This window comes from Caldisericia bacterium, from assembly GCA_026414995.1.
In the GTDB taxonomy this organism is placed as follows: Bacteria; Caldisericota; Caldisericia; order B22-G15; family B22-G15; genus JAAYUH01.
Genome location: JAOAHY010000014.1, coordinates 14,994 through 34,513, shown reverse-complemented (window position 1 = coordinate 34,513; position 19,520 = coordinate 14,994). Strand labels below are relative to the sequence as shown.

General features: G+C 24.5%; 20 protein-coding genes. 3 read left to right on the top strand and 17 right to left on the bottom strand.

Going from position 1 to position 19,520, the window contains the following annotated elements; all coding sequences use genetic code 11:
• Positions 1–98, bottom strand: a 98-nt coding sequence (locus tag N3D74_05405) for a prepilin-type N-terminal cleavage/methylation domain-containing protein (protein ID MCX8095603.1), incomplete at its 3' end; no start/stop codon positions are given.
• A 300-nt stretch (positions 99–398) separates the two neighbouring features.
• On the opposite strand from N3D74_05405, the gene N3D74_05400 reads away from it, so the two are divergent.
• The 3 genes from N3D74_05400 to N3D74_05390 are packed head-to-tail and all read left to right on the top strand — an operon-like array spanning position 399 to position 3,917.
• Entirely contained in the window at positions 399–1,997 is a 1,599-nt protein-coding gene (locus tag N3D74_05400; protein ID MCX8095602.1) for a 6-bladed beta-propeller, read from the top strand.
• Positions 1,990–3,486: a DUF2723 domain-containing protein gene (locus N3D74_05395; GenBank protein MCX8095601.1), complete on the top strand. Its 1,497-nt coding sequence runs from the start codon at positions 1,990–1,992 to the stop codon at positions 3,484–3,486. The genes N3D74_05400 and N3D74_05395 overlap by 8 nt, the downstream gene beginning before the upstream one ends.
• 14 nt (positions 3,487–3,500) lie before the next feature.
• Complete coding sequence (locus N3D74_05390; GenBank protein ID MCX8095600.1) at positions 3,501–3,917, top strand: hypothetical protein; 417 nt, start codon at positions 3,501–3,503, stop codon at positions 3,915–3,917.
• A gap of 132 nt (positions 3,918–4,049) precedes the next feature.
• On the opposite strand, the gene N3D74_05385 is transcribed toward N3D74_05390, so the two are convergent.
• From N3D74_05385 to mraZ, 16 genes are read right to left on the bottom strand one after another with little or no spacing between them, the layout of a single operon-like run.
• Positions 4,050–4,433: a cell division protein SepF gene (locus tag N3D74_05385; protein MCX8095599.1), complete on the bottom strand. Its 384-nt coding sequence runs from the start codon at positions 4,431–4,433 to the stop codon at positions 4,050–4,052.
• A gap of 10 nt (positions 4,434–4,443) precedes the next feature.
• Positions 4,444–5,289 (bottom strand): hypothetical protein, encoded by an 846-nt coding sequence (locus N3D74_05380; GenBank protein ID MCX8095598.1) that lies wholly within the window; start codon positions 5,287–5,289, stop codon positions 4,444–4,446.
• Positions 5,286–6,347 (bottom strand): cell division protein FtsZ, encoded by a 1,062-nt coding sequence (gene ftsZ / locus N3D74_05375; GenBank protein MCX8095597.1) that lies wholly within the window; start codon positions 6,345–6,347, stop codon positions 5,286–5,288. Before ftsZ ends, N3D74_05380 begins: the two co-directional genes overlap by 4 nt.
• 10 nt (positions 6,348–6,357) lie before the next feature.
• Entirely contained in the window at positions 6,358–7,476 is a 1,119-nt protein-coding gene (locus tag N3D74_05370) for a hypothetical protein (GenBank protein MCX8095596.1), read from the bottom strand.
• Entirely contained in the window at positions 7,473–8,048 is a 576-nt protein-coding gene (locus N3D74_05365) for a hypothetical protein (protein MCX8095595.1), read from the bottom strand. Before N3D74_05365 ends, N3D74_05370 begins: the two co-directional genes overlap by 4 nt.
• The gene (gene murB / locus N3D74_05360; protein MCX8095594.1) at positions 8,042–8,986 is read right to left on the bottom strand and encodes a UDP-N-acetylmuramate dehydrogenase; all 945 of its coding nucleotides are present in this window, start codon (positions 8,984–8,986) and stop codon (positions 8,042–8,044) included. The genes N3D74_05365 and murB overlap by 7 nt, the downstream gene beginning before the upstream one ends.
• On the bottom strand, positions 8,967–10,340 hold the full coding sequence (gene murC / locus N3D74_05355; GenBank protein ID MCX8095593.1) for a UDP-N-acetylmuramate--L-alanine ligase: 1,374 nt from the start codon (positions 10,338–10,340) through the stop codon (positions 8,967–8,969). Before murC ends, murB begins: the two co-directional genes overlap by 20 nt.
• Positions 10,333–11,349 (bottom strand): UDP-N-acetylglucosamine--N-acetylmuramyl-(pentapeptide) pyrophosphoryl-undecaprenol N-acetylglucosamine transferase, encoded by a 1,017-nt coding sequence (locus N3D74_05350; protein ID MCX8095592.1) that lies wholly within the window; start codon positions 11,347–11,349, stop codon positions 10,333–10,335. Before N3D74_05350 ends, murC begins: the two co-directional genes overlap by 8 nt.
• Positions 11,346–12,419, bottom strand: coding sequence for an FtsW/RodA/SpoVE family cell cycle protein (locus N3D74_05345; GenBank protein ID MCX8095591.1), 1,074 nt, complete (start codon positions 12,417–12,419; stop codon positions 11,346–11,348). Before N3D74_05345 ends, N3D74_05350 begins: the two co-directional genes overlap by 4 nt.
• Positions 12,403–13,776, bottom strand: a complete 1,374-nt coding sequence (murD, locus tag N3D74_05340) for a UDP-N-acetylmuramoyl-L-alanine--D-glutamate ligase (GenBank protein MCX8095590.1) — start codon at positions 13,774–13,776, stop codon at positions 12,403–12,405. The genes N3D74_05345 and murD overlap by 17 nt, the downstream gene beginning before the upstream one ends.
• Positions 13,766–14,743: a phospho-N-acetylmuramoyl-pentapeptide-transferase gene (gene mraY, locus N3D74_05335; GenBank protein MCX8095589.1), complete on the bottom strand. Its 978-nt coding sequence runs from the start codon at positions 14,741–14,743 to the stop codon at positions 13,766–13,768. The genes murD and mraY overlap by 11 nt, the downstream gene beginning before the upstream one ends.
• Positions 14,740–16,197 (bottom strand): Mur ligase family protein, encoded by a 1,458-nt coding sequence (locus N3D74_05330; protein ID MCX8095588.1) that lies wholly within the window; start codon positions 16,195–16,197, stop codon positions 14,740–14,742. The genes mraY and N3D74_05330 overlap by 4 nt, the downstream gene beginning before the upstream one ends.
• Entirely contained in the window at positions 16,181–17,884 is a 1,704-nt protein-coding gene (locus N3D74_05325) for a penicillin-binding protein 2 (protein MCX8095587.1), read from the bottom strand. Before N3D74_05325 ends, N3D74_05330 begins: the two co-directional genes overlap by 17 nt.
• Positions 17,862–18,146: a cell division protein FtsL gene (locus N3D74_05320; protein MCX8095586.1), complete on the bottom strand. Its 285-nt coding sequence runs from the start codon at positions 18,144–18,146 to the stop codon at positions 17,862–17,864. The genes N3D74_05325 and N3D74_05320 overlap by 23 nt, the downstream gene beginning before the upstream one ends.
• Positions 18,115–18,993, bottom strand: a complete 879-nt coding sequence (gene rsmH / locus N3D74_05315) for a 16S rRNA (cytosine(1402)-N(4))-methyltransferase RsmH (GenBank protein MCX8095585.1) — start codon at positions 18,991–18,993, stop codon at positions 18,115–18,117. Before rsmH ends, N3D74_05320 begins: the two co-directional genes overlap by 32 nt.
• Positions 18,990–19,412 carry a division/cell wall cluster transcriptional repressor MraZ gene (gene mraZ / locus N3D74_05310; protein ID MCX8095584.1) on the bottom strand — a complete coding sequence of 141 codons (423 nt, stop codon included), beginning with the start codon at positions 19,410–19,412 and terminating at the stop codon, positions 18,990–18,992. Before mraZ ends, rsmH begins: the two co-directional genes overlap by 4 nt.
• Positions 19,413–19,520: the final 108 nt, after the last annotated feature.

Below are 19,520 nucleotides of genomic sequence, written 5' to 3'. Positions count from 1 at the left end.
TTCCTATAGGCAGGAATAGCGATAAGAGCAAGAATCAAGATAATTGCAATAACAACCATTAACTCAATAAGGGTGAAACCCTTACCTTTTCTCCACATAGTTTGCTACCTCCTTTTTTCAAATTTGGCGCCATTTTTCTAAATTAAATTGACCAAGCCGGTTGCGCCACCAGGCTCCGCCTTCTCCCATGGCGCCCATCTTTTGAGAGAAGACCTCATCGCCCTCTTGGTCTATAGAAAAATAACTAAATTTCTTTTCTAAATAAATTTTATAAATTGAAATATTTTTTGTCAAGTAGTTTAAAAAAACAAAATTTATTTTTATTTAAAAAAATATTAAATTGCCAATTTTTTTGCATAAAATTTAAAATTTTTAATGTTATAATTTATTTTATAAACATGATAAAAAAATGTTTTTTATTTTTAATTATAGTTTTTATATTATTAATTAATACTCACTTAAATAATATTTGCATAGGAAAAATTAATATAAGTAATTTTTTTATCTATGAGTCATCAATTCAAGATTATGAATTTTATAATAATAATCATTCATTTTTAACTTATAATGGTCTAATTTATTCAGTTAATAAAAATTTTCTTGTTGAAATTAGTAGATATTATATACCAATAAGAAAAATAAAAATAAAATCAAAAAATGTTTTAATTGATAATGATGATAAATTTTTATATTTATTTTATTTTGATAATAATGATCTATATAAATTTGATGGCTCTAAATTTTATTTTGTGAAAAAATTAAACTTAAATTGTGATGACTTAAAAGATTTCAAAGTTTATAAAGAAAATTTTTATTTTCTTTATAGTGATCATATTATGATTTTTGATAAGAATTTTAATATAAGTTATTTAAAAATAAAGAACTATTTTTTAAAAATCAAATTAAAAAATAACAAAATATTTTTAATGAATGAAAATATAATTTCTATTTTAGACTTTAAAGGAAATATATTAAAAGAGGTAAATTTTTTAAAATTTAAATTAATTTCTTTTGATATAGATATAGACAATAAAATATATTTACTTACAAGTGAAGGGCTAAAAATTTTTAATGAAAATCTAAAGTTTTTATCTGAAATCAAAATGGATAAAATAGGTGATGAAATATTTTTTGATTTATCAAGGTCTATTGTAATTTATTTTAAAAATGAAGGTATAAAAGTAATGCCACCAAAATTTGAGTATAAAGTAATAAAAAATTTGAGTTCTCCAGTTGATTTAACAATTGATGAAGATGGAAATATTTATATATTAAATTCAAAAAGTTCTGATGTTTTAGTTTATGATAAAAATTTGAATTTGATAAGAAGATTAGGAGATAAAATTTTAAAATATCCTAAAGGAATTTTTTATTCAAATGGAAAAATATATGTGGCAGATACTTGGAATTGTAAAATAAGAATTTTTAATAAAAAGGGAGAACTTATTTTCTCTTTTGGTGATTTTGGAAATGAAGAATTTAATTTATCTTATCCAGTAAAAGTTAGAGTTTATAATGATTTAATTTATGTTTTAGATATGTATAATCATAAAATAAAATTATTTGATTTAAATGGAAATTTTATTAAATCATATGGAGATAAACCCTTTAATTATTTTTTTAGTTTATTGAAATCAAAAAAAATTTTATATGAACCAAATGAGTTTATAGTTTATAATGATTCAATTTATATTTTTGATAAATACATTTATAATTTAATTATTTTTGATAAAAAAATTGAAAATATAAAAATAAATGATTTAATTACTAAAGTATCAAATTTTCATAATAATTTATATTGCTTAGGTAATAGGTGGAAATATTTATATAAAATTCAAAATAAAACCTTGATTCCAATTTTTTCATTCGCATATAATTATTATGATTTATTAAAAAATATTAGACCATACTCATTTGAATTAATGAATGGAAAAATTTATCTATTAGATAAAGAAAATAGTAATTTGTATATTTTAGAAGGAGAAATTGATGAATAAAAAAATTAATATAAATGTTTTTTTATTAACATTAATAACGATTTTAACAAGAATTTTTCTATTTAAAGATTTTTTTCATGAGTGGGATACTATTAATTTTGCTTTAGCGATTAAAAATTTTAATGTTTATGCAGAACAACCTCATCCGCCTGGATATCCAATTCCTGTTTTAATAAGTAAATTTGTTTATCTATTTATAAAAGATGATTTAAAAAGTTTACAAATACTCTCTTTATTTTTTTCAATATTAGGAGTTTTAATTTTTTATTATTTTATGAAAATTTTAACTCAAGATGAATTTTATTCTTTTTTAACAACAATTATTTTTTCCTTTACTTCAATATTTTACTTTTATGGAACTGTTGAAGATATTTACTCTTCAGAAGCATTTTTAACACTTATATTAGGTTTATTTTCTTTTTTGTCATTAAAAGATAAAAAATATCTACCAATTTTATCAATTTTTTATGGTTTAAGCACAGGTATAAGGTTTAATGATTTAATTTTTTTCTTTCCTTTAATTATTTTTGTATTTATTAAATCTAAAATTAAACTAAAAGAACTTATATTTAACTGTTCTTTAATAATATTTTTTGTACTAATTTGCTATCTTCCAACTGTTTATTCAGGTGGTGGATTTGATATTCATTCAATTCATTCAAAAACCTTATTTACATGGGTTATTGGAACATCTTTAATATTTAATAATCAGTATTGGTTAACTAAAACATTTGAAACATTTATTTTATTTTTAAGGGAATCATTAATACCAATATTCTTTTTAATTTTTCTTTTTTTTAAAAAAAGAGACTTTTTACTTTTCTTTTTAACTTGGATAACTCCTTCTTTTTTATTTTATCTATTTATTCATGCTCCTAAAGTTGGTTATTATTTAACAATTATTCCACCAATCTATATTTTTTTATTTTATAAATTTTATAATTTAAAAATAAAATATAAAAAATTTATTTTTATTACTTTGGTAATAATTTTAATTCTTAATACTATGAATATTTTTATTGATTTAAGAAAAGATTTAAACAATCAAATTGAAATTATTAGTGTATTTATAAATAAAATCCAAAAATTTATCAAAAATGATAATGATATAATTATTATTTCAGATGAAACCGTTTCTTTATTTAGACATATTCCATATTATATTCCTTATACAAAAACTTATTTTTTAACAGCACATAGTAATTATATAAGTGAATGGAACATAGAATATGGGTATATAATTCAACAAAAAAGAGAACCCATGGAAATTTGTAAAGGAAACATTATAAAAATTGGTGAAAATGTAAAAAAATTAATTTTTATAACACAATCACCAAGAGAGTTAGAAGATATTTTGATTTTAGATAATGTAAAAATTGAAGAAAGTATAGGAAGTATAAGAGGTGGTGGATTTACAATTGTTTCCTATGAAATCACAGATGATTTTGATTATTTGTTATTTAAAGGGTTTAAAATAATTAAAAATTAGTGTAAAATATTTTTATGAAGAATATTTCCAAAAGTTATAGAGTTCTTACTAAAAATGAGTTTGGTGCTTGGGAATATAAAAGCGTTGCTTTTATATCAAATGAACTTAATTTTAACTCTAAAATAATCTATGATTGGGAGATAATTAATTTTATAGATTCACCAGATGAGGTTTTTGCTGGAATTATTAATCAACTTCCAATTAACAGAATAATTGAACTTGATATAAATGAAAAATATTCAAAAGATGAAAGAAAGAGAATTATTTCAATTATAAATATAAAAGAGGGAAAAGAATCAATTAAAAGGTTGCCTTATTTATTAAAAAAGGTAAAAATTTCAAAAAATTTGAGTGATTCAATAAGATTACTTATAAAAGTTATATTCAAAAGTAAAGAAGATAATAATTTAATTGAAAGATTGATTAAATAAATTAAAAATGCTCCGACTCTCCGTTACCTCTGGTCTTCCCATTTTTTAGGAAGATACTTATGAGATAACGAAAGAGTCAGAGCAAAATTCATTATAACAAAATTTTATAATGATTTCAATTGAAAATTTTCTTTATTCTTCAGATTCTTCTTTGTCTAATCTTTTTTTCCAGAATTTTTTTGTCTCTTTTGTAATTTCTACCCCTTTTGGTACAAATAAAAATACATAATTTGAAATTTTTTCTGTTGAACCATCAAGTGCATAAGCGCCACCACTTATAAAATCAATTATCCTTCTTGCAAGTTCTCTGTCTGTATCTTCAAAATTAATAATAACTGGTCTTCCATCACGCAAATCATCAATAATTTCTTGAGCCTCATCAAAAGATTTTGGTTCAATAACTACAACTTTAACTCCACTCTCTTCACCAACAGTAATACTTTCATCTTCTTCTTGAATCTCTTTTATCTCTTCTTCAAAACCAAAAAACCTCTTTAAACTCTCAATTAAACTCATGTCTCCTCCTTTACTTTATAATCTCTTTTCCTAATAAATCAAAAAGAGGTTTATTTTCCTCAACAAGAGGAAAAATATAATAACCTCCAATTTTTATATATTTAAAACTTTCAATTGAAATAAATCTTGTTTTAAAATCTTCTTTTATATCAAAACCGCCATTTTTTATAAAATTTTCCTTTATTTTAATTACATCTCCCTCAAAAAGCATTATTTCAAATGGATGGATTCTATTGTCTAAAAAATATTCTATAAATTTATCAAATTTAATTTTTAATTTTTCTTTATCTTCAAGAATTTCTCCTTTAAAAATTTCTCCATTATAGATATTTTTTAAATAGATATAATTATCAGATATAAAATTTTCAATATTTTTATCCTTTTCAAAATATATATAAGAAGAGAGATTATCAATTACCTTAAAAATTGGCTCACCTATTTTAACTTCATCACCATCTTTAATATTCTTTGTTTCTAAAGATTTTGTTAAATCTTCAAAATTAAGATTTTTTATTTTTTCTTCTGAAAAATCGAGTTCATCAAACTTTAATGATAAAATACCACATGTATTTGAATAAAATTTAAATTCGCCTTCTGGTATCTCAATTGATGCAACAAGTGAATTTTTCTTTATTTTATCACCATTGGAAAAGAAAAATTTTATTTTACCATCATAAGGAGAATAAATAATCTCTTCGTCAAAAATTACTAAACCATCTTTTCTTATAAAAATTGTATCAGTTGTTTTTTCAATTTTATATGTTTGAGGTAGGGCAAAAAGAGAAAATATCTTTTTATAATTAAAAAGAAAAAGAATAATTAAAAAAAGAAGTATTATTCTTCCAAATCTTTTCAATCTTTATCTTCTCTTCTTTTTCTTAAAAATGAAGGAATCCTTAAATCTTCAGTTGTTATTATCTCCTTTTCTAATTCTTCAAATTTTCCTTGAGGACCAAGTTTTGGTTGAAAGTTTGTTGCAACAACAACAATTTTAATTTGATCTCCTAATTCATCATCAATTGTTACACCAAAAATTATATTTGCATCTTGATCAGCATTTGAACTTATTATTTTCATTGCATTGTTTACCTCATGTATAGATAGAGATTTATTGCCTGAAATGTTTACAACAACTCCTTTTGCTCCAGAGAGAGACATTTCAAGAAGAGGGCTTGTTAAAGCATTTTTTGCGGCAGTTTCTGCTCTTTTTTCTCCTGAACCCATTCCAATACCAAGCCATGCGTTTCCTGCACCTCTCATAATTTTTGCAACATCCATAAAGTCAACATTAATTAATCCTGGTTGAGTAAGAAGGTCTGAAATTCCTTGAACACCCTGTCGAAGTGCCTCATCAGCAAGAGAGAAAGAATCAAGCAAACTTGTTTTTGGTGTCGTAATTTCTAATAGGCGATTATTAGAAATAATAATTAAAGTATCTACCTTTTCTTTTAAAAGAGAAATTCCTTCTTCAGCAATTTGTAATCTTTTTCTTCCTTCAAAAGCAAATGGTTTTGTTACAACTCCAATTGTTAGTGCTCCAAGTTCTCTTGCAAGTTCTGCAACAATTGGTGATGCACCTGTGCCTGTTCCTTTACCCATACCAGCGGTGATAAAAATTAAATCTGCACCATGAAGGGCATCTCTTATTGCTTCTCTACTCTCCTCTGCTGCTTTTTTACCAAGTTCTGGGTCTGAACCTGCTCCAAGACCTTTTGTTGTTTTTGGACCAATTTGAACAAGTCTATGTGCTTTTGAAAGTTTCAAAACTTGAACATCTGTATTTATTGCAATAAATTCAACATTTTTTATCTCCCTTTCAATCATTCTATTAACTGCATTTGTTCCTCCTCCTCCAACTCCTACAACTTTTATCACCGGCTTTGTTTCTTGCCATGGATCATATGCATTACCCATCACTTCCTCCTCAATCAAAAATTTTTTCAAATAATTTTAAAAATTTTGAAAATAAAGACACTTTTTCTTTTTCCTCAAAAAATGTTCTAACTGCACCAATCACATGTATTAAGTCTATTCCATCAAATTTCAATTCACTTTTAAATTCAACTGGCTCACCAATTGAAACAGGCAAATTAAAATAATCTTTTGTAAATTCTTTAATATTTTTTATTTTAGCACCTTCACCACATAATACAATCTCTTCTGGATAAAATTTAAAAGGTAATCTTTTTAATTTTTTTTCAATCATTTCAAGAATTTCATAAACTCTCATTGATGCAACTTTTTTTTCAATAGAAATTGGATAATCTTTATCTAAAAATATTCTTGAATCAAGTGCTCCTTTTCTAAAAACAATTTCTTGTGTGTCTCTTGGTGGTATTTCAAGAATATAAGAGAGATCTCTTAAAATATCTATGACACCTAAATCTAAATATTCAATTTGATGTGGAGTATTGTCATATCCAAAGAGAATATAAGTAAACTTATCTTCGATATCAATTATGAAATTTTTAGAAAAGTTATCTTTTAATCCATAAGGAATTAAAAGAGGAGACAAAAAAATTCCAAGAAGAGACTCCTTTTTTTCAAAAAGAGATTTTAATGCTTTAACTTTTTCTTTTTCAATTGCACAAAGTGTAAAAATTCCTATTAGGGACCTTCCTTTTTCACCTATAGGCGAAACTACTTTTTTATCATCTAAATAAAACTCATTTTTGAAAAAATAAATTATTTCTTTACCCTCTTTTTCTAAACCACTTTTTATTATATTTACCATGTTATCAATATCACTTTGCTTAATTTTTCTTTCATCTTTACTTTTAAGTGAAAATTTTTTTCTAATTAGAGTTGGTTTGTCATATATTGTTATTATGTTTTGAAATGAACCAATCACTTCCTCAAATTTTTTAATTTCATTTTGAATTCTCTCTTTAAGAGGTCCAACTCTTAAAATTTTCCCATTTTTATAATTTATATCTTCAAATTCATATCTTTCAACTAAATTTATGTTGCCATTTTCCAATCTAAAGATATTAAAAACTATTTTATCTTTTGGTGAAAACTCTAAAACAGATAAATTTTTCACTTTTTAACCCCTTTAATTATAATAATTTTATCAAATGAAGCATCTATTATTCCATTTATTTTTTCTTTATTTAAAAGAGTTACTAAATTTCTTATTCTTTCTTTAAAGTTTAATCTTCCAATTTTTACTAAAAGATATTCATTTTCAAGGTAAATTTCATCTTTTTCTAAATCAATATAAGGTATAAGGTTTAAATTTTTTAAAGTATCTTGAAAGAAAATATAGGAAGAATGAAAATTTTTAATTGAATTATAATGTTTCTTTGGTTCTTTATTCTCTTTAAAATAAATTAAAATTCCACCATTAATTTCTCCCTCACTTAAAAAATCTCCCTCTGAAGAAAAAATGTAAGATTTTTGACTACTTTCATTTTTAAGAACAACCCCTCTTTTTTCGTATCCTTCTATTTTATATATAAAAAAAGACTCTCTTTTTAAGTTTTTATTGAAATATGTGAAAATAAAAGGTTGTTTAAGATAAGATTTATCACCCTTAATTAAAGATTTTGGAATAATTGGAGGAAAAATTAAAAAAATAATTAAAATAATTATTAAAATTATTTTCTTTACCATGGTTCAAGCACCTTAAAAGGAAGCGCTTCTTCGATTTCTCCTAAAATTACAACTTCAGGGTTTAGCATAATTTTAAATTTTTCATAAACCATTTCTCTTACTAATTTCATTAGAGTAATTATCTCTTTAAATGTTGCATTGCCTTTATTTAAAATAAAATTTGCGTGAAGATTTGAAACTTCTGCATCACCTATCTTTAATCCTTTGCAACCAGCCCTTTCAATTAGAAAACCTGCTTTATTTTCTCCTTCATTTTTAAATACACATCCTGCTGTTGGAAAGTTTATAGGTTGAGTTAATTTTCTTTTTTTCATCTTCTCTTTTAATGTTTTTAAAATTTTATCTTTGTTCTCTTTTTTAAGTTCTATTTTTGCTTCTAATACAATCAACTTTTTTTCAAGAATTGATGATTTTCTATAAGAAAATAGAACATCTTCTTTTGAAAGGCTTATTGAATCTAATGATGAGTCAATAACTTTTATCTCTTTTACAAAATCTCCTATTGAACACCCATCAGTTCCTGCATTCATTGCAATAACTCCACCAAGAACTCCTGGAATTCCATAAAGATTTTCAAGACCTGATAGTTCATTTTTTATAGAAAGAGATATAAGTTCACTTAGAGGAACTCCACTTTCTGAAGTAATTAAATTTCCATTTAATTCAACTTTATTGAAGTTTTCTTTTGAAATTCTTAAAATAATTCCTCTCACCCCTTTGTCAGAAACTAAAAGATTGGATCCATTTCCCATTATATAAATTGGAATATCTCTCTCTTTTCCAATCTTGAGTGTTGTTTTAATATCTTCAATATCATAAGGAATTACAAGATAATCAACTTTTCCACCAACTTTAAAGGTAGTTAAATTTTTAATGTCATAATTTTTAAAAACTCTTCCTTTAATAAGTTCAAAATCTTTATAAACCTTTAAACTCACCTATAAACTCCTTAACAAGATTCTTAATTTTTCCTGGGCCCATAAAGATAATCACATCATCTCTTTTTATATTATTTCTTAAAAAAAGAAGAGCACTTTTTTTGTCTAAATAGTAAATTTCTTTATCTTTATACATTTCTTTAGTTTTATCATACAAAATTTCTGTATCCATTCCAAGAGTCTCAGTCTCATCTCCTGGATCAATTGGAAGATAAATAACAATATCTGCGTTTTTTATACTCAATGGGTAATCATCTTTTAAATTATACACTCTTGTATATCTATGCGGTTCCAAAACAAGAATTAATCTTCTATCTTTATATATTTTTCTTGCTACAGAAAGAGTTGTTTTTATCTCTGTTGGATGATCTGCATGATCATCTATTATTGTAAGAAAGTTATCATAAAGAATTTCAAATCTTCTTTTAACTCCTTTAAATGTTCTAAGAGCCTCAAAAAGAGGCTCTTTTTCTATATTAAATTCTAAAGATGTGGCAATTGCAGCAAGAGAGTTTAAAACATTCATAAAACCTGGAAGATAAATTTCATAATCTCCAATGTAATAACTATTTTTATAAAGTGATATTTTTTGTCTTAAACCTTCCTCTTTTATTTCTCCATAATAAGTTGCATTATTGTTTTTTATTGAATAAGAGATAGTTTCAACTTTTAAATAATTTTTTATCTCATTTATAACGGGGTCATCAATACATAAAACAACTTTTCCAGAATTTGATTTATTGATAAATTCAATAAAACTTTCCTTTAATAATTCAAAGTCTCCCTTATAAGGTCCATTTAAATCAAGGTGATCTTTATCAATATTTGTAATAATAGGAAGATTAATATCAAATTTTAAAAAAGATTTATCATGCTCATCTGTTTCAAGAATAAAGTATTCTCCTTTTCCTAATTTACTTCCAAAAATAAGGTCATCTGTTTCACCACCAATATAAATTGAAGGATGCAACTCTCCAATTTCAAAGATATGAGATATAAGAGAAGTTGTTGTTGTTTTTCCATGAGTACCTGCAATGCCTATAACCTTTTTATTTTCTGTTAATTTTTTAAGAAAATCTACTCTATGATAAATTTCTTTATTTAGTTTTTTTGAATAAATCAACTCTTCATTATCTTCTTTTATTGCAGAGGAATAAATTATTATATCTTTATCTATAATATTTTCTTTTTTATGTCCTAAATAAAAATTAACTCCTTTTTGAAGAAGTTTTTTTATCTTATCACTCAATAAAATATCAGAACCAGAAACCTTATAATTTTGAGAAATAAGTAAATTTGCAAGAGAAATCATTCCAGTTCCACAAATTCCAACAAGATGAACTCTTTTATTCATAAAGTATCTCCTTTAATATTATATCCTTAGTATTAGGAAGATTTAAGTTTGAGAAATTCATTCTATACTTTTCTAAATCTAAAGAAAGTTTTTCAATTTTTTGGATGAAAGTTGTATCATCTTGAGATATAAAAACTTCACCAATTTTTAATTTTTCTATTATTTGAGAATTTTTAATTTGATGTTCACTTGTTTTAATAGGAACTATTAAAGATGGTTTTTTTGAAACCATAATTTCCCAAATTGTTCCAGCACCACCTCTACCGATAACAAAATCACTTGCTGCATAAGCATATTCAATTTCATCTATATATTCAAAAACTTTATTTTCAAATAAAAATTTCTCTTTAAAATCAATGTTTCCCTTTATAATTATTCCTTGAAGATTCAACGAATCGATCTCTTTTTCAAATTTTTTAATTAAATCTAAAAGATATTTTGAACCCCCACTTCCGCCTAATATTAAAACTGTTTTTTTGTAAGAAGATAGATTAAATTTTTTTAAACCCTCTTCTTTGTTTATTTTACCTATTTTTTCTCTTATTGGAAAACCAGAATAAATTACATTATCAAAATTTAGATAGTTTTTTGTCTCTTCAAATGAAACAAAAACCTTGTTTGCATTTTTTGAAAAAAGTTTAATAACCTTTCCTGGAATTGTATTTTGTTCATGTAAATAATAAGGAATCTTTAACACATTAGCCCACAAAAGTATAGGAAAAGAAGAATAACTACCTGTTGCGATAATCTTTTCTGGTTTAAATTCTTTAATTATTTTGTAAGCAGTAAATATAGAGGTAAATAGAGATGGGTAAAAATAGATTTTAGATGGAGATGGCAAAGGAAGAGATATAAAATTAAAACCTGATTTTTTCATTATTTCTATCTCTCTTTCTCTTTTACCAATTGTAAATAAAATCTCAAAACCACTCTCTTTTAAATATTTTCCTATTAAAATTCCAGGATAAATATGACCCCCTGTTCCACCAGTTGCAATTAAAACTCTCATTCTATATACCTCGAAACATTAATAAGTAAACCTGCCTCAATTCCATTAATTAAAAGAGCAGTTCCTCCATAACTTATAAATGGAAGCGGAAGTCCAGTTACTGGAAAAATTCCAATGTTTACTCCTATTACAATTAAAGATTGTAAGACAAGATGAGTTGTTATTCCAAAAGAGAGAAACTTTAAAAATGGATCATTAACTTTAACTGATATTCTATAACCTCTATATAAAGTTAAGAATATAAGCAAAAGTAAAACTGAAGCACCTAAAAGACCGCTTTCTTCACAAATAAGGGAAAAAATAAAATCTTTTGATACAAGAGGAATATAATCAAATTTTTGTTTTCCATTCATATATCCTAATCCAAAAAAACCACCAGAACCGATTGCAATTAATGATTGAGCAATTTGATAACCCTCTTTTGTAATATATTTAAATGGATTTAATGTGCTTATTATTCTCATTCTCCACTCTTCTTTAGATAAAATAACAAAAGGTGATATTGCAAGTATCAAAGATGGAATTATTATATGTTTAAATTTATATGTTCCAGTAAAAATTATTATGAAAAAGATAATATAAACAAGCATTGCTGTGCTTAAATCTGTTTCAAATAAAATTAAAGCAGTCCCTAAAAAAATATAGAAAAATAGAGGTAAAAGATATGAAAATTTTTGCCACAAGAGGTAATCTCTTGATAGAGTATAAGATGTAAAAAGAATAGTCGTTAATTTGAAAAGTTCTGAAGGTTGAAAACTCATACCAAATAAAAAAATCCACCTTTTGTGCTCACTATTTTGATTAAAAAATGGAATATATACAAGTACAAGTAATAATAAAGATAAAAAGAAAATTGGTTTTGTTGATAAAATTAAAGTTTTTTTCGGAATATAAATTGATAAAATCATGAAGAAAATTGAAATTGAAGAGAAAATTAAAAATCTTTTAAATGTATACATTTCACCATATTTAAAATATTCAACACTTCCTGCTGAAAATTGCCAGAGAATACCAAATAGATAAAGAATAACAAAAAGAAATAGAAGAATTATATCAAACCTCCTTTTCATTCTTTAACTCCAATACAAATTGCTTAAACTTTTCTCCTCTATCTTCAAAATCAATAAACATATCAAAACTTGCACATGCTGGAGAAAGTAAAACTATATCACCCTTCTCTCCTTTTGAATAGCCTAATCTTATTGCTTCCTTAAGATCTTTTGAGACTTCATAATTTTTAAAACCAATCTCCTCAAAAATTTTTACAAATTCACCACTTGTTGCACCAATACAAATTGCAAATTTTGCTCTTTCTTTAACTAAATAACAGAGTTCTCTGAAATCGCTTTTTTTACTACTTCCACCTAAAATAATTATTACTTTTTTAGGCGGAAAAGATTGAAGAGCAAGTTTACTTGATTCTGGTTTTGTTGATTTTGAGTCATTTATAAATTTTATACCATCAATTTCTGCTATAAATTCTAATCTATGAGGAAGTGCCCTGAATTCTCTTAACCCTCTTCTTATAGAATCAATATCTTTAGTTATTAAATATGATGAAAGAGTTGCTGCCATAATATTTTTAGTGTTAAAATCACCAATTAAAGAAATTTCGTTTCTTTCAATTATAAAATCTCTTATATTATCAATATTTAAATAAATTTTCCCATCTTTAAAATAGATACCTTCAACTTCTTTTTCCATTGAGAAAAATAAAACTTTGCTTTTAATTTCTCTTTCTAAATTTCTTATTATCTCATCATCATAATTTAAAATTGCAAAATCAAACTCATTTTGATTTTCGAAAATTCTTTTTTTGAAATAAAAATATTCTTCTAAACTCTTATATCTATCAAGATGGTCTTCATGGAAATTTAAAAAAACTCCTACTTTTGGTTTGAATTTTTCAATTGTTTCAAGTTGAAAAGCAGAAACTTCAAGAACAAAAACCCCTTCTCTCTCATTAATTACTAATGATGAGAGAGGTATTCCGATATTTCCTCCAAGGTGAGTTTTAACTCTGCTTTTTTTAATTAATTCATAAGTTAAAGAGGTTGTTGTACTTTTACCAGAGGTTCCGGTTATTCCTACAACATCTCCATTAATGAATTCAAAAGAGAGTTCTAATTCTCCTGTTAATTTTATTCCTAAAGATTTTGCCTTTTCAATTAAATAGTGATCTCTCGGTATTCCAGGACATAAAACTATAACTTCTCCTTCTAAAACTTTATCACTATTTATTCCAAACTCATATCTTATTCCAAGTTTATTAAATTCCTCAATTTCTTTTTGAAATTCCTCTTCTTTTTTAATTTCGCTTACAAAAACTTCAGCACCTTCTTTTTTCAAAAGAAGTGCTGAATAAAAACCAGACCTTTTTGTTCCACCAATTCCAAGCACTGAAACCTTTTTACCTTTATATTTCAACTATTCCTCCAAAATAAACTATTGAAAAGGTTAAAATTATAAGCAAAATTTGGATTACCCAAAATCTTAAAGTTATTTTTACCTCAGGAATTCCTAATAGTTCGAAATGGTGGTGAATTGGAGCCATTTTAAAAATTCTCCTACCTTCACCATATAATCTTTTTGTTATTTTAAAATATCCAACTTGAAGAATAACAGAAATTATTTCTATTCCAAAAATAAAAAGAATAATTGGAATTAAAATTTCTAGTTTAAAAAAGAAAATAAGATACATAAAAAAAGCACCTAAAAATGTGGAGCCAGTGTCTCCCATAAATATTTCTGCAGGATGAAAATTAAACCAAAGAAAAGAAAGAAGAGTTCCTAAAATTGCAAAAAGAATCTTATTTAAGTTAGGTGTTGAAAAAGATAAAAAAATGAATAAAGGCAATAAAATCAAAGATAAACCACCAAGGAGACCATCAAGCCCATCTGTAAAATTGAAACTATTTATTCCACCTATTACAAAGAATAAAAATATAAATATAAAAATAGGGATAGATAATTCAATTGATTTATTAATAAAAGGAATGAAAATTGAAGTGTTTTTCGATTTTATAAAATATATTAATGCAGGAATTGAAAAAATTATTTGAAGTGGAAACTTATATCTTGCAATAAGACCATAAGGTGAGTTTAATATAACTTTCATAAAATCGTCTATAAAACCAATTGAACTTTGAAGTAAAACAAAAAGAACAAAATTATTTAATAAACTACCTTTTTGTAAAAAGGTGTAGATTAATAAAAGAGATATTAAAAAAATAACTCCACCAAAAGTAGGTGTTCCACTTTTATTTAAATGAGTTTTAGGACCTTCATCTCTTACAACTTGTCCTTTTTTTCTTTTTCTTTGAAATATAATTAAAAGTTTAAATAAAGCAAAAGATAAAATTAAAAAAATAAAGAATATAAAAATTAAATTCATGAGTAAACCCTCTTATGATAAATTTCTTTTATAAGGTCTTTTGTTATTTCAATATCATTAAATGGAATAGTTATTTTCTTAAATTTCATATTCTTTTGATCTCCTCTTCCTAAAATAAACACCCCATCTTTCTTTTTAGCAAATGATAAAGATTTCTTTATGGCTTCTTTTCTATCTTTTATAAAGATAAATTTTGAATTAAACTTTTTTAGAAACTTTATAAAATTTAAATTACACTGAAATATACCTTTTTTAGTAATATCATCTTGTGTTATAAAAATAAAATCAAAATTTTTTGAGAGAAGCTTTGAAATTAAATATGTTTCTCTTATGTCTTCTTCTTCAAAAAAAGAAAAAAGAACGAATTTTCTTTTAAGTGGCAATTTTTTAATTTTTTCAACTAAAAACTCGATAGAAAGAGGTGTGTTTGATTTATCAACAACAACAAAAGGATCTTCATTTAAAATTTCCCATCTTCCTTTTGGTTTTAAATTCATATTTTCAATTTTTTTTATTGCTTCTTCAATATCAATATTAAAAAGATATGCAAGTGAAAGAGAAGGTAAAACAGGATAAATATCAAACTCATCTTTAAGATTTATTTTATATGTTTTATCAAGAAGTTTTATCATGAAAGAAAAATCAAAATTATTTTTTTCACAATTTAAAATTGAAAAGTCACTTTTTTCTTTATATGAGAAATAAAAATTTTTTGAATCTTTTTTTAAAAAATATGAATAAGGAGAATCTAAATTTATAAGAAATGGTCCAGAAGTTAACTCTTTTAAAAGAAGTTTTGAATTAAGATAATCTAAAATTGAGCCATGAATGTTAAGGTGATGTGTAATTGAAAAATTTAAAAAAATTGAACCTTTAAAGTCTATTCCAAAAATTCTTTTATCCTTTAAAGAAAAAGATGATGCTTCAATAAAAAAGTTTTTTGTATTCTTTTTTTGTGCTAAATCTAAATATTTAAAAATATGGTGTGATTCAGGTGTTGTTTGAGTTGTTTCTGGTTCAAAAACTTTTTCATTCAGAATTTGAACTCCTTGTGAACTTATTGATGATGAATCTGGAAATATTTCTTTTAAGATATTTACAACAGATGTTTTACCACTGCTTCCTGTTATTCCAAAAATATTCATTTTTTGTGAAGGGTCATCATAGAAAAATTTTGATATTTTATAAAGTGCCTCTCTTGTTTCATTAACAATAATTAAAGTTGTATCTTCTGGTATTTCAAATTCTCTGTCAGAAATAAATGACCTTACTCCATATTCATAAGCTTTATTAAAATTTTTTATACCATCATAATTTCTACCTTTTATAATAAAATAAAGTGAGTTTTCTTTTATTTCTTTTAAATTTATTGCTAAGTTATCTATATCTCTATCAAAAAAATTCAAAACTTTTTTATATTCAATGTTTTTTAATAACTCACTTAGTTTTTTCATCTTTTTCTATTCCATAATAGTTTATCAAAAATTGAGCAATCTTTCTAAAAGTTGGTGCAGCAATTCCTGCTGCAAAAACATCTTGACTTTCAATTCCATCAACAACAACTGTTATTACATATTCAGGATTTTTTGCTGAAACTATACCAACAAACCATAAAACAGAAAAGCCTTCTTTATATTTTCCATTCTCTATTACACCAGCAGTTCCTGTTTTACCTCCAATTGAATATCCAGAAATCACAGCACTTTTTACTCCTCCACCATTAACAACATAATCAAGATAAGAAAGAACTTTATCTGCTGTTTCTTTTGAAATTACTTTTTTAATCAAAACTGGTTTAGATTCTAGAACTGTTTTATTATTATCTAAAATCTTTTTTATAATTTGAGGTTTTAATCTATTTCCACCATTTGCAATTGTTTGATAAAAAGAAGTTTGTTGAAGTGGTGTAACAGTTATTCCTACACCAAATGACATTGTTGGCAGTGTTGTTGCACTCCAATTATCTGGTTCTAAAATATCACCCTTCCCTTCATATGGAAAATCAAGACCAATTTTTTCTCCAACTCCAAAAAGTTTTAAATAATAATATAGTTTTTTACCTAGTTTTTTACCCACCTCTATAAACCCAATATTACAAGAATTTTTAAGTAAATCTTTTAAAGTTTGCTCTCCATGTTTTGAAAAACATTTGAATGTCTTGTTATCAATTACTGTATAGCCTTTACAATAAAATTTATCTTCATCTTTTATTAAATCTTCTTCAAGAGCAGCAGATGCAACAAGAGGTTTAAATGAGGAACCAGGTTCATAATTAAATCCATATGATGGGTCTGGATATGTTGCTTTTGAAAATTCATCAAAACTATTTGGATCAAAATTAGGAATAGTTGCAATTGATATTAATTCACCTGTTTTTACACTTTCAACTATTCCTATAACTCTTTTTGGTTTATATTCTTTAAATGTTTTCTCGAGTTCTCTCTCAACAACTCCTTGAATATTTATATCTATAGTTAAATATATATCTTTTCCATCTTTAGGATTTTTTATAATAAACTCAGAACCAGGAATCTCTTTTCCTGTTGCATCTTTTAAAAAACCCATAACTCCATCTTCACCTTTAAGTAAAGAATCAAATTGAAATTCAACTCCTTCTAATCCCTTATCAACTCCCATTGTTCCAAGTAGATATGATGCTAAATTTTCATAAGGATAAACTCTCTTATAATATGATTCAAAATAAATTTCATCATCAATCAAATCTTTATAATTTCCGATTTCACTCTCTTTTATATCATCAAGGAGGACTACTTGAGATGAACTATCGTTTATCTTTTTAATTAAATCGTTCTTATTTATTTTTAATTTTTGAAATAAAATCTCAACTGTTTTATCAAAATCTTTAACAAGATTTTTATTTAAAATTAATCTGTATCTTAAAATAGATATTGCTAAAATATTTCCATTTCTATCATAAATTGTTCCTCTTTTTGCTTTTATTATTTTTCCACTTTCAAACCATTGAGCTTCAGCAATATTTTTAAATTCACTACTTTTAATAAGGTTTACATAAATAAGTTTAAGAAAAATAACTACAAAACATAAAATTATTACAATGAATAATTTTAATATTTTATTATTGAGTTCTTTTTTCTTATTATTGACCGTTTCCTGTATCAACTACTATCACCTCTATTTCTCCAAATTTTAATTTTAAATTATTAACTGCTTTCTCAATAAGATTTTTTGGATTTGACTCTTTTTCATATTCAATAGTAAGATCTAAATACTCCTCTTTTAAATAATTCAACTCTCTTTTTAGTTCTTCTTTCTTTTTTTCCAAGTGCATATTATAAAAGTTTAGAAATCCATATATAAATATAAAAAATATAATTATAATTAGAAATAAACTAAATTTTTTGAACCACTCTAAGTTTTGCACTCCTTGATCTCCTATTTTCTATTATTTCTTCCCTTGTTGGAGTTATCACTTTTTTGGTTAAAATTTTTGCAATTTCCATTTCTTCTAACTCTTTAAATGTTTTTTTTACCATTCTATCTTCAAGTGAATGGTATGAGATGATTTCTGCTATTCCTTCTTTATCTAAATAATCAGAAAAAATAAGTAAAAATTCTTTAAGGTTATCTAATTCTCTATTCACATAAATTCTAATTGCTTGAAAAATTGTAGTTGCAGGGTGAATTTTTCCTCTCTTTTTTATTACTTTTTCAATAATTTTTGCAAGTTCATAACTTGTTTCAATTTTTTTCTTTTTTCTCTCTTCAATTATTTTTAAGGCTATTTTTTCGCTCTCCTTTATTTCCCCAAATTCTTCAAAAATATAAATCAAATCTTGTTTACTTAATCTATTTATATAATAATCTGCTCCTTTAAAACTTTTACTATACCCCATATGTAAACTCTCTTTATCTAAAAATGAAAAACCTCTACCCTCTTTAAGTTGATATGAAGAAAAGCCAAGATCTAATAGCATAAAATCTACCTTATTGATGTTTAATTTTTTTAATACATTTGGAAAATTTTTATAATTTTCATTGAAAAGATAAAATTTTTTCCCAAATTGTGATAATCTTCTCTCAGTTATGTTTAATATTTCTTCATCAAGGTCAAATCCAATTAAAATTGAATCTGAACTAGCCCTTTTTAAAATTTCTTCACTATGTCCACCTTCTCCAATGGTTAAATCAAGAAAAACTCTCATCTTTTCAAAATCAATAAAAGAAAGAACTTCTTTTAATAAAACTGGCTTATGAACTATCTCCATCATCTTCCTTCCATTAGTTTTAAAATAGAATCTTCATAGGATATTTCACTTGAATTTCTATAATTTTCCCATGAAAATTTATCCCAAATTTCAATTCTATTTAATACTCCAATAAAAACAACTTCTTTATTTAAATTAGCATATTTTCTAAAATCATTTGGTATTAAAATTCTTCCATATTGATCTATTGTAATTTCTTGTGCAGATGAAAACCAAATTCTTAAAAAAAATCTTAATTCTTTTGAAGATAAAGGAACCCTCTCTAACTCTTTAGAGATTCTTTTCCATTCATTAATTGAGTAAACAAAAAGACAATTTTCAAAACCGCGCGTGATTATAAATTTTTCCCCAAGTTCCTCTTTAAATTGGGGTGGTACAAGCACCCTACCTTTATCATCCATTTTATACTCAAAACTACCCATAAACATTTTTTTTATTTTACCACAAATTACCACATTTTACCACAAATAATAATGTAAAAAATTTGAAATGTTTTTTTTGATTTAAATTTAAGATATAAATTTTCTATT

Excerpts from the sequence above, each read along its gene's own strand:
- N3D74_05395 (MCX8095601.1), top strand. The coding sequence starts at position 1,990 with ATGAATAAAAAAATTAATATAAATGTTTTTTTATTAACATTAATAACG.
- N3D74_05330 (MCX8095588.1), bottom strand. The coding sequence starts at position 16,197 with ATGAAAAAACTAAGTGAGTTATTAAAAAACATTGAATATAAAAAAGTT.
- rsmH (MCX8095585.1), bottom strand. The coding sequence starts at position 18,993 with ATGATGGAGATAGTTCATAAGCCAGTTTTATTAAAAGAAGTTCTTTCT.
- murC (MCX8095593.1), bottom strand. The coding sequence starts at position 10,340 with ATGAATAAAAGAGTTCATCTTGTTGGAATTTGTGGAACTGGAATGATT.
- N3D74_05400 (MCX8095602.1), top strand. The coding sequence starts at position 399 with ATGATAAAAAAATGTTTTTTATTTTTAATTATAGTTTTTATATTATTA.
- N3D74_05345 (MCX8095591.1), bottom strand. The coding sequence starts at position 12,419 with ATGAAAAGGAGGTTTGATATAATTCTTCTATTTCTTTTTGTTATTCTT.
- N3D74_05390 (MCX8095600.1), top strand. The coding sequence starts at position 3,501 with ATGAAGAATATTTCCAAAAGTTATAGAGTTCTTACTAAAAATGAGTTT.
- N3D74_05365 (MCX8095595.1), bottom strand. The coding sequence starts at position 8,048 with ATGGTAAAGAAAATAATTTTAATAATTATTTTAATTATTTTTTTAATT.
- ftsZ (MCX8095597.1), bottom strand. The coding sequence starts at position 6,347 with ATGGGTAATGCATATGATCCATGGCAAGAAACAAAGCCGGTGATAAAA.
- N3D74_05385 (MCX8095599.1), bottom strand. The coding sequence starts at position 4,433 with ATGAGTTTAATTGAGAGTTTAAAGAGGTTTTTTGGTTTTGAAGAAGAG.
- mraY (MCX8095589.1), bottom strand. The coding sequence starts at position 14,743 with ATGAATTTAATTTTTATATTCTTTATTTTTTTAATTTTATCTTTTGCT.
- mraZ (MCX8095584.1), bottom strand. The coding sequence starts at position 19,412 with ATGGGTAGTTTTGAGTATAAAATGGATGATAAAGGTAGGGTGCTTGTA.
- N3D74_05350 (MCX8095592.1), bottom strand. The coding sequence starts at position 11,349 with ATGAGAGTTTTAATTGCAACTGGTGGAACAGGGGGTCATATTTATCCT.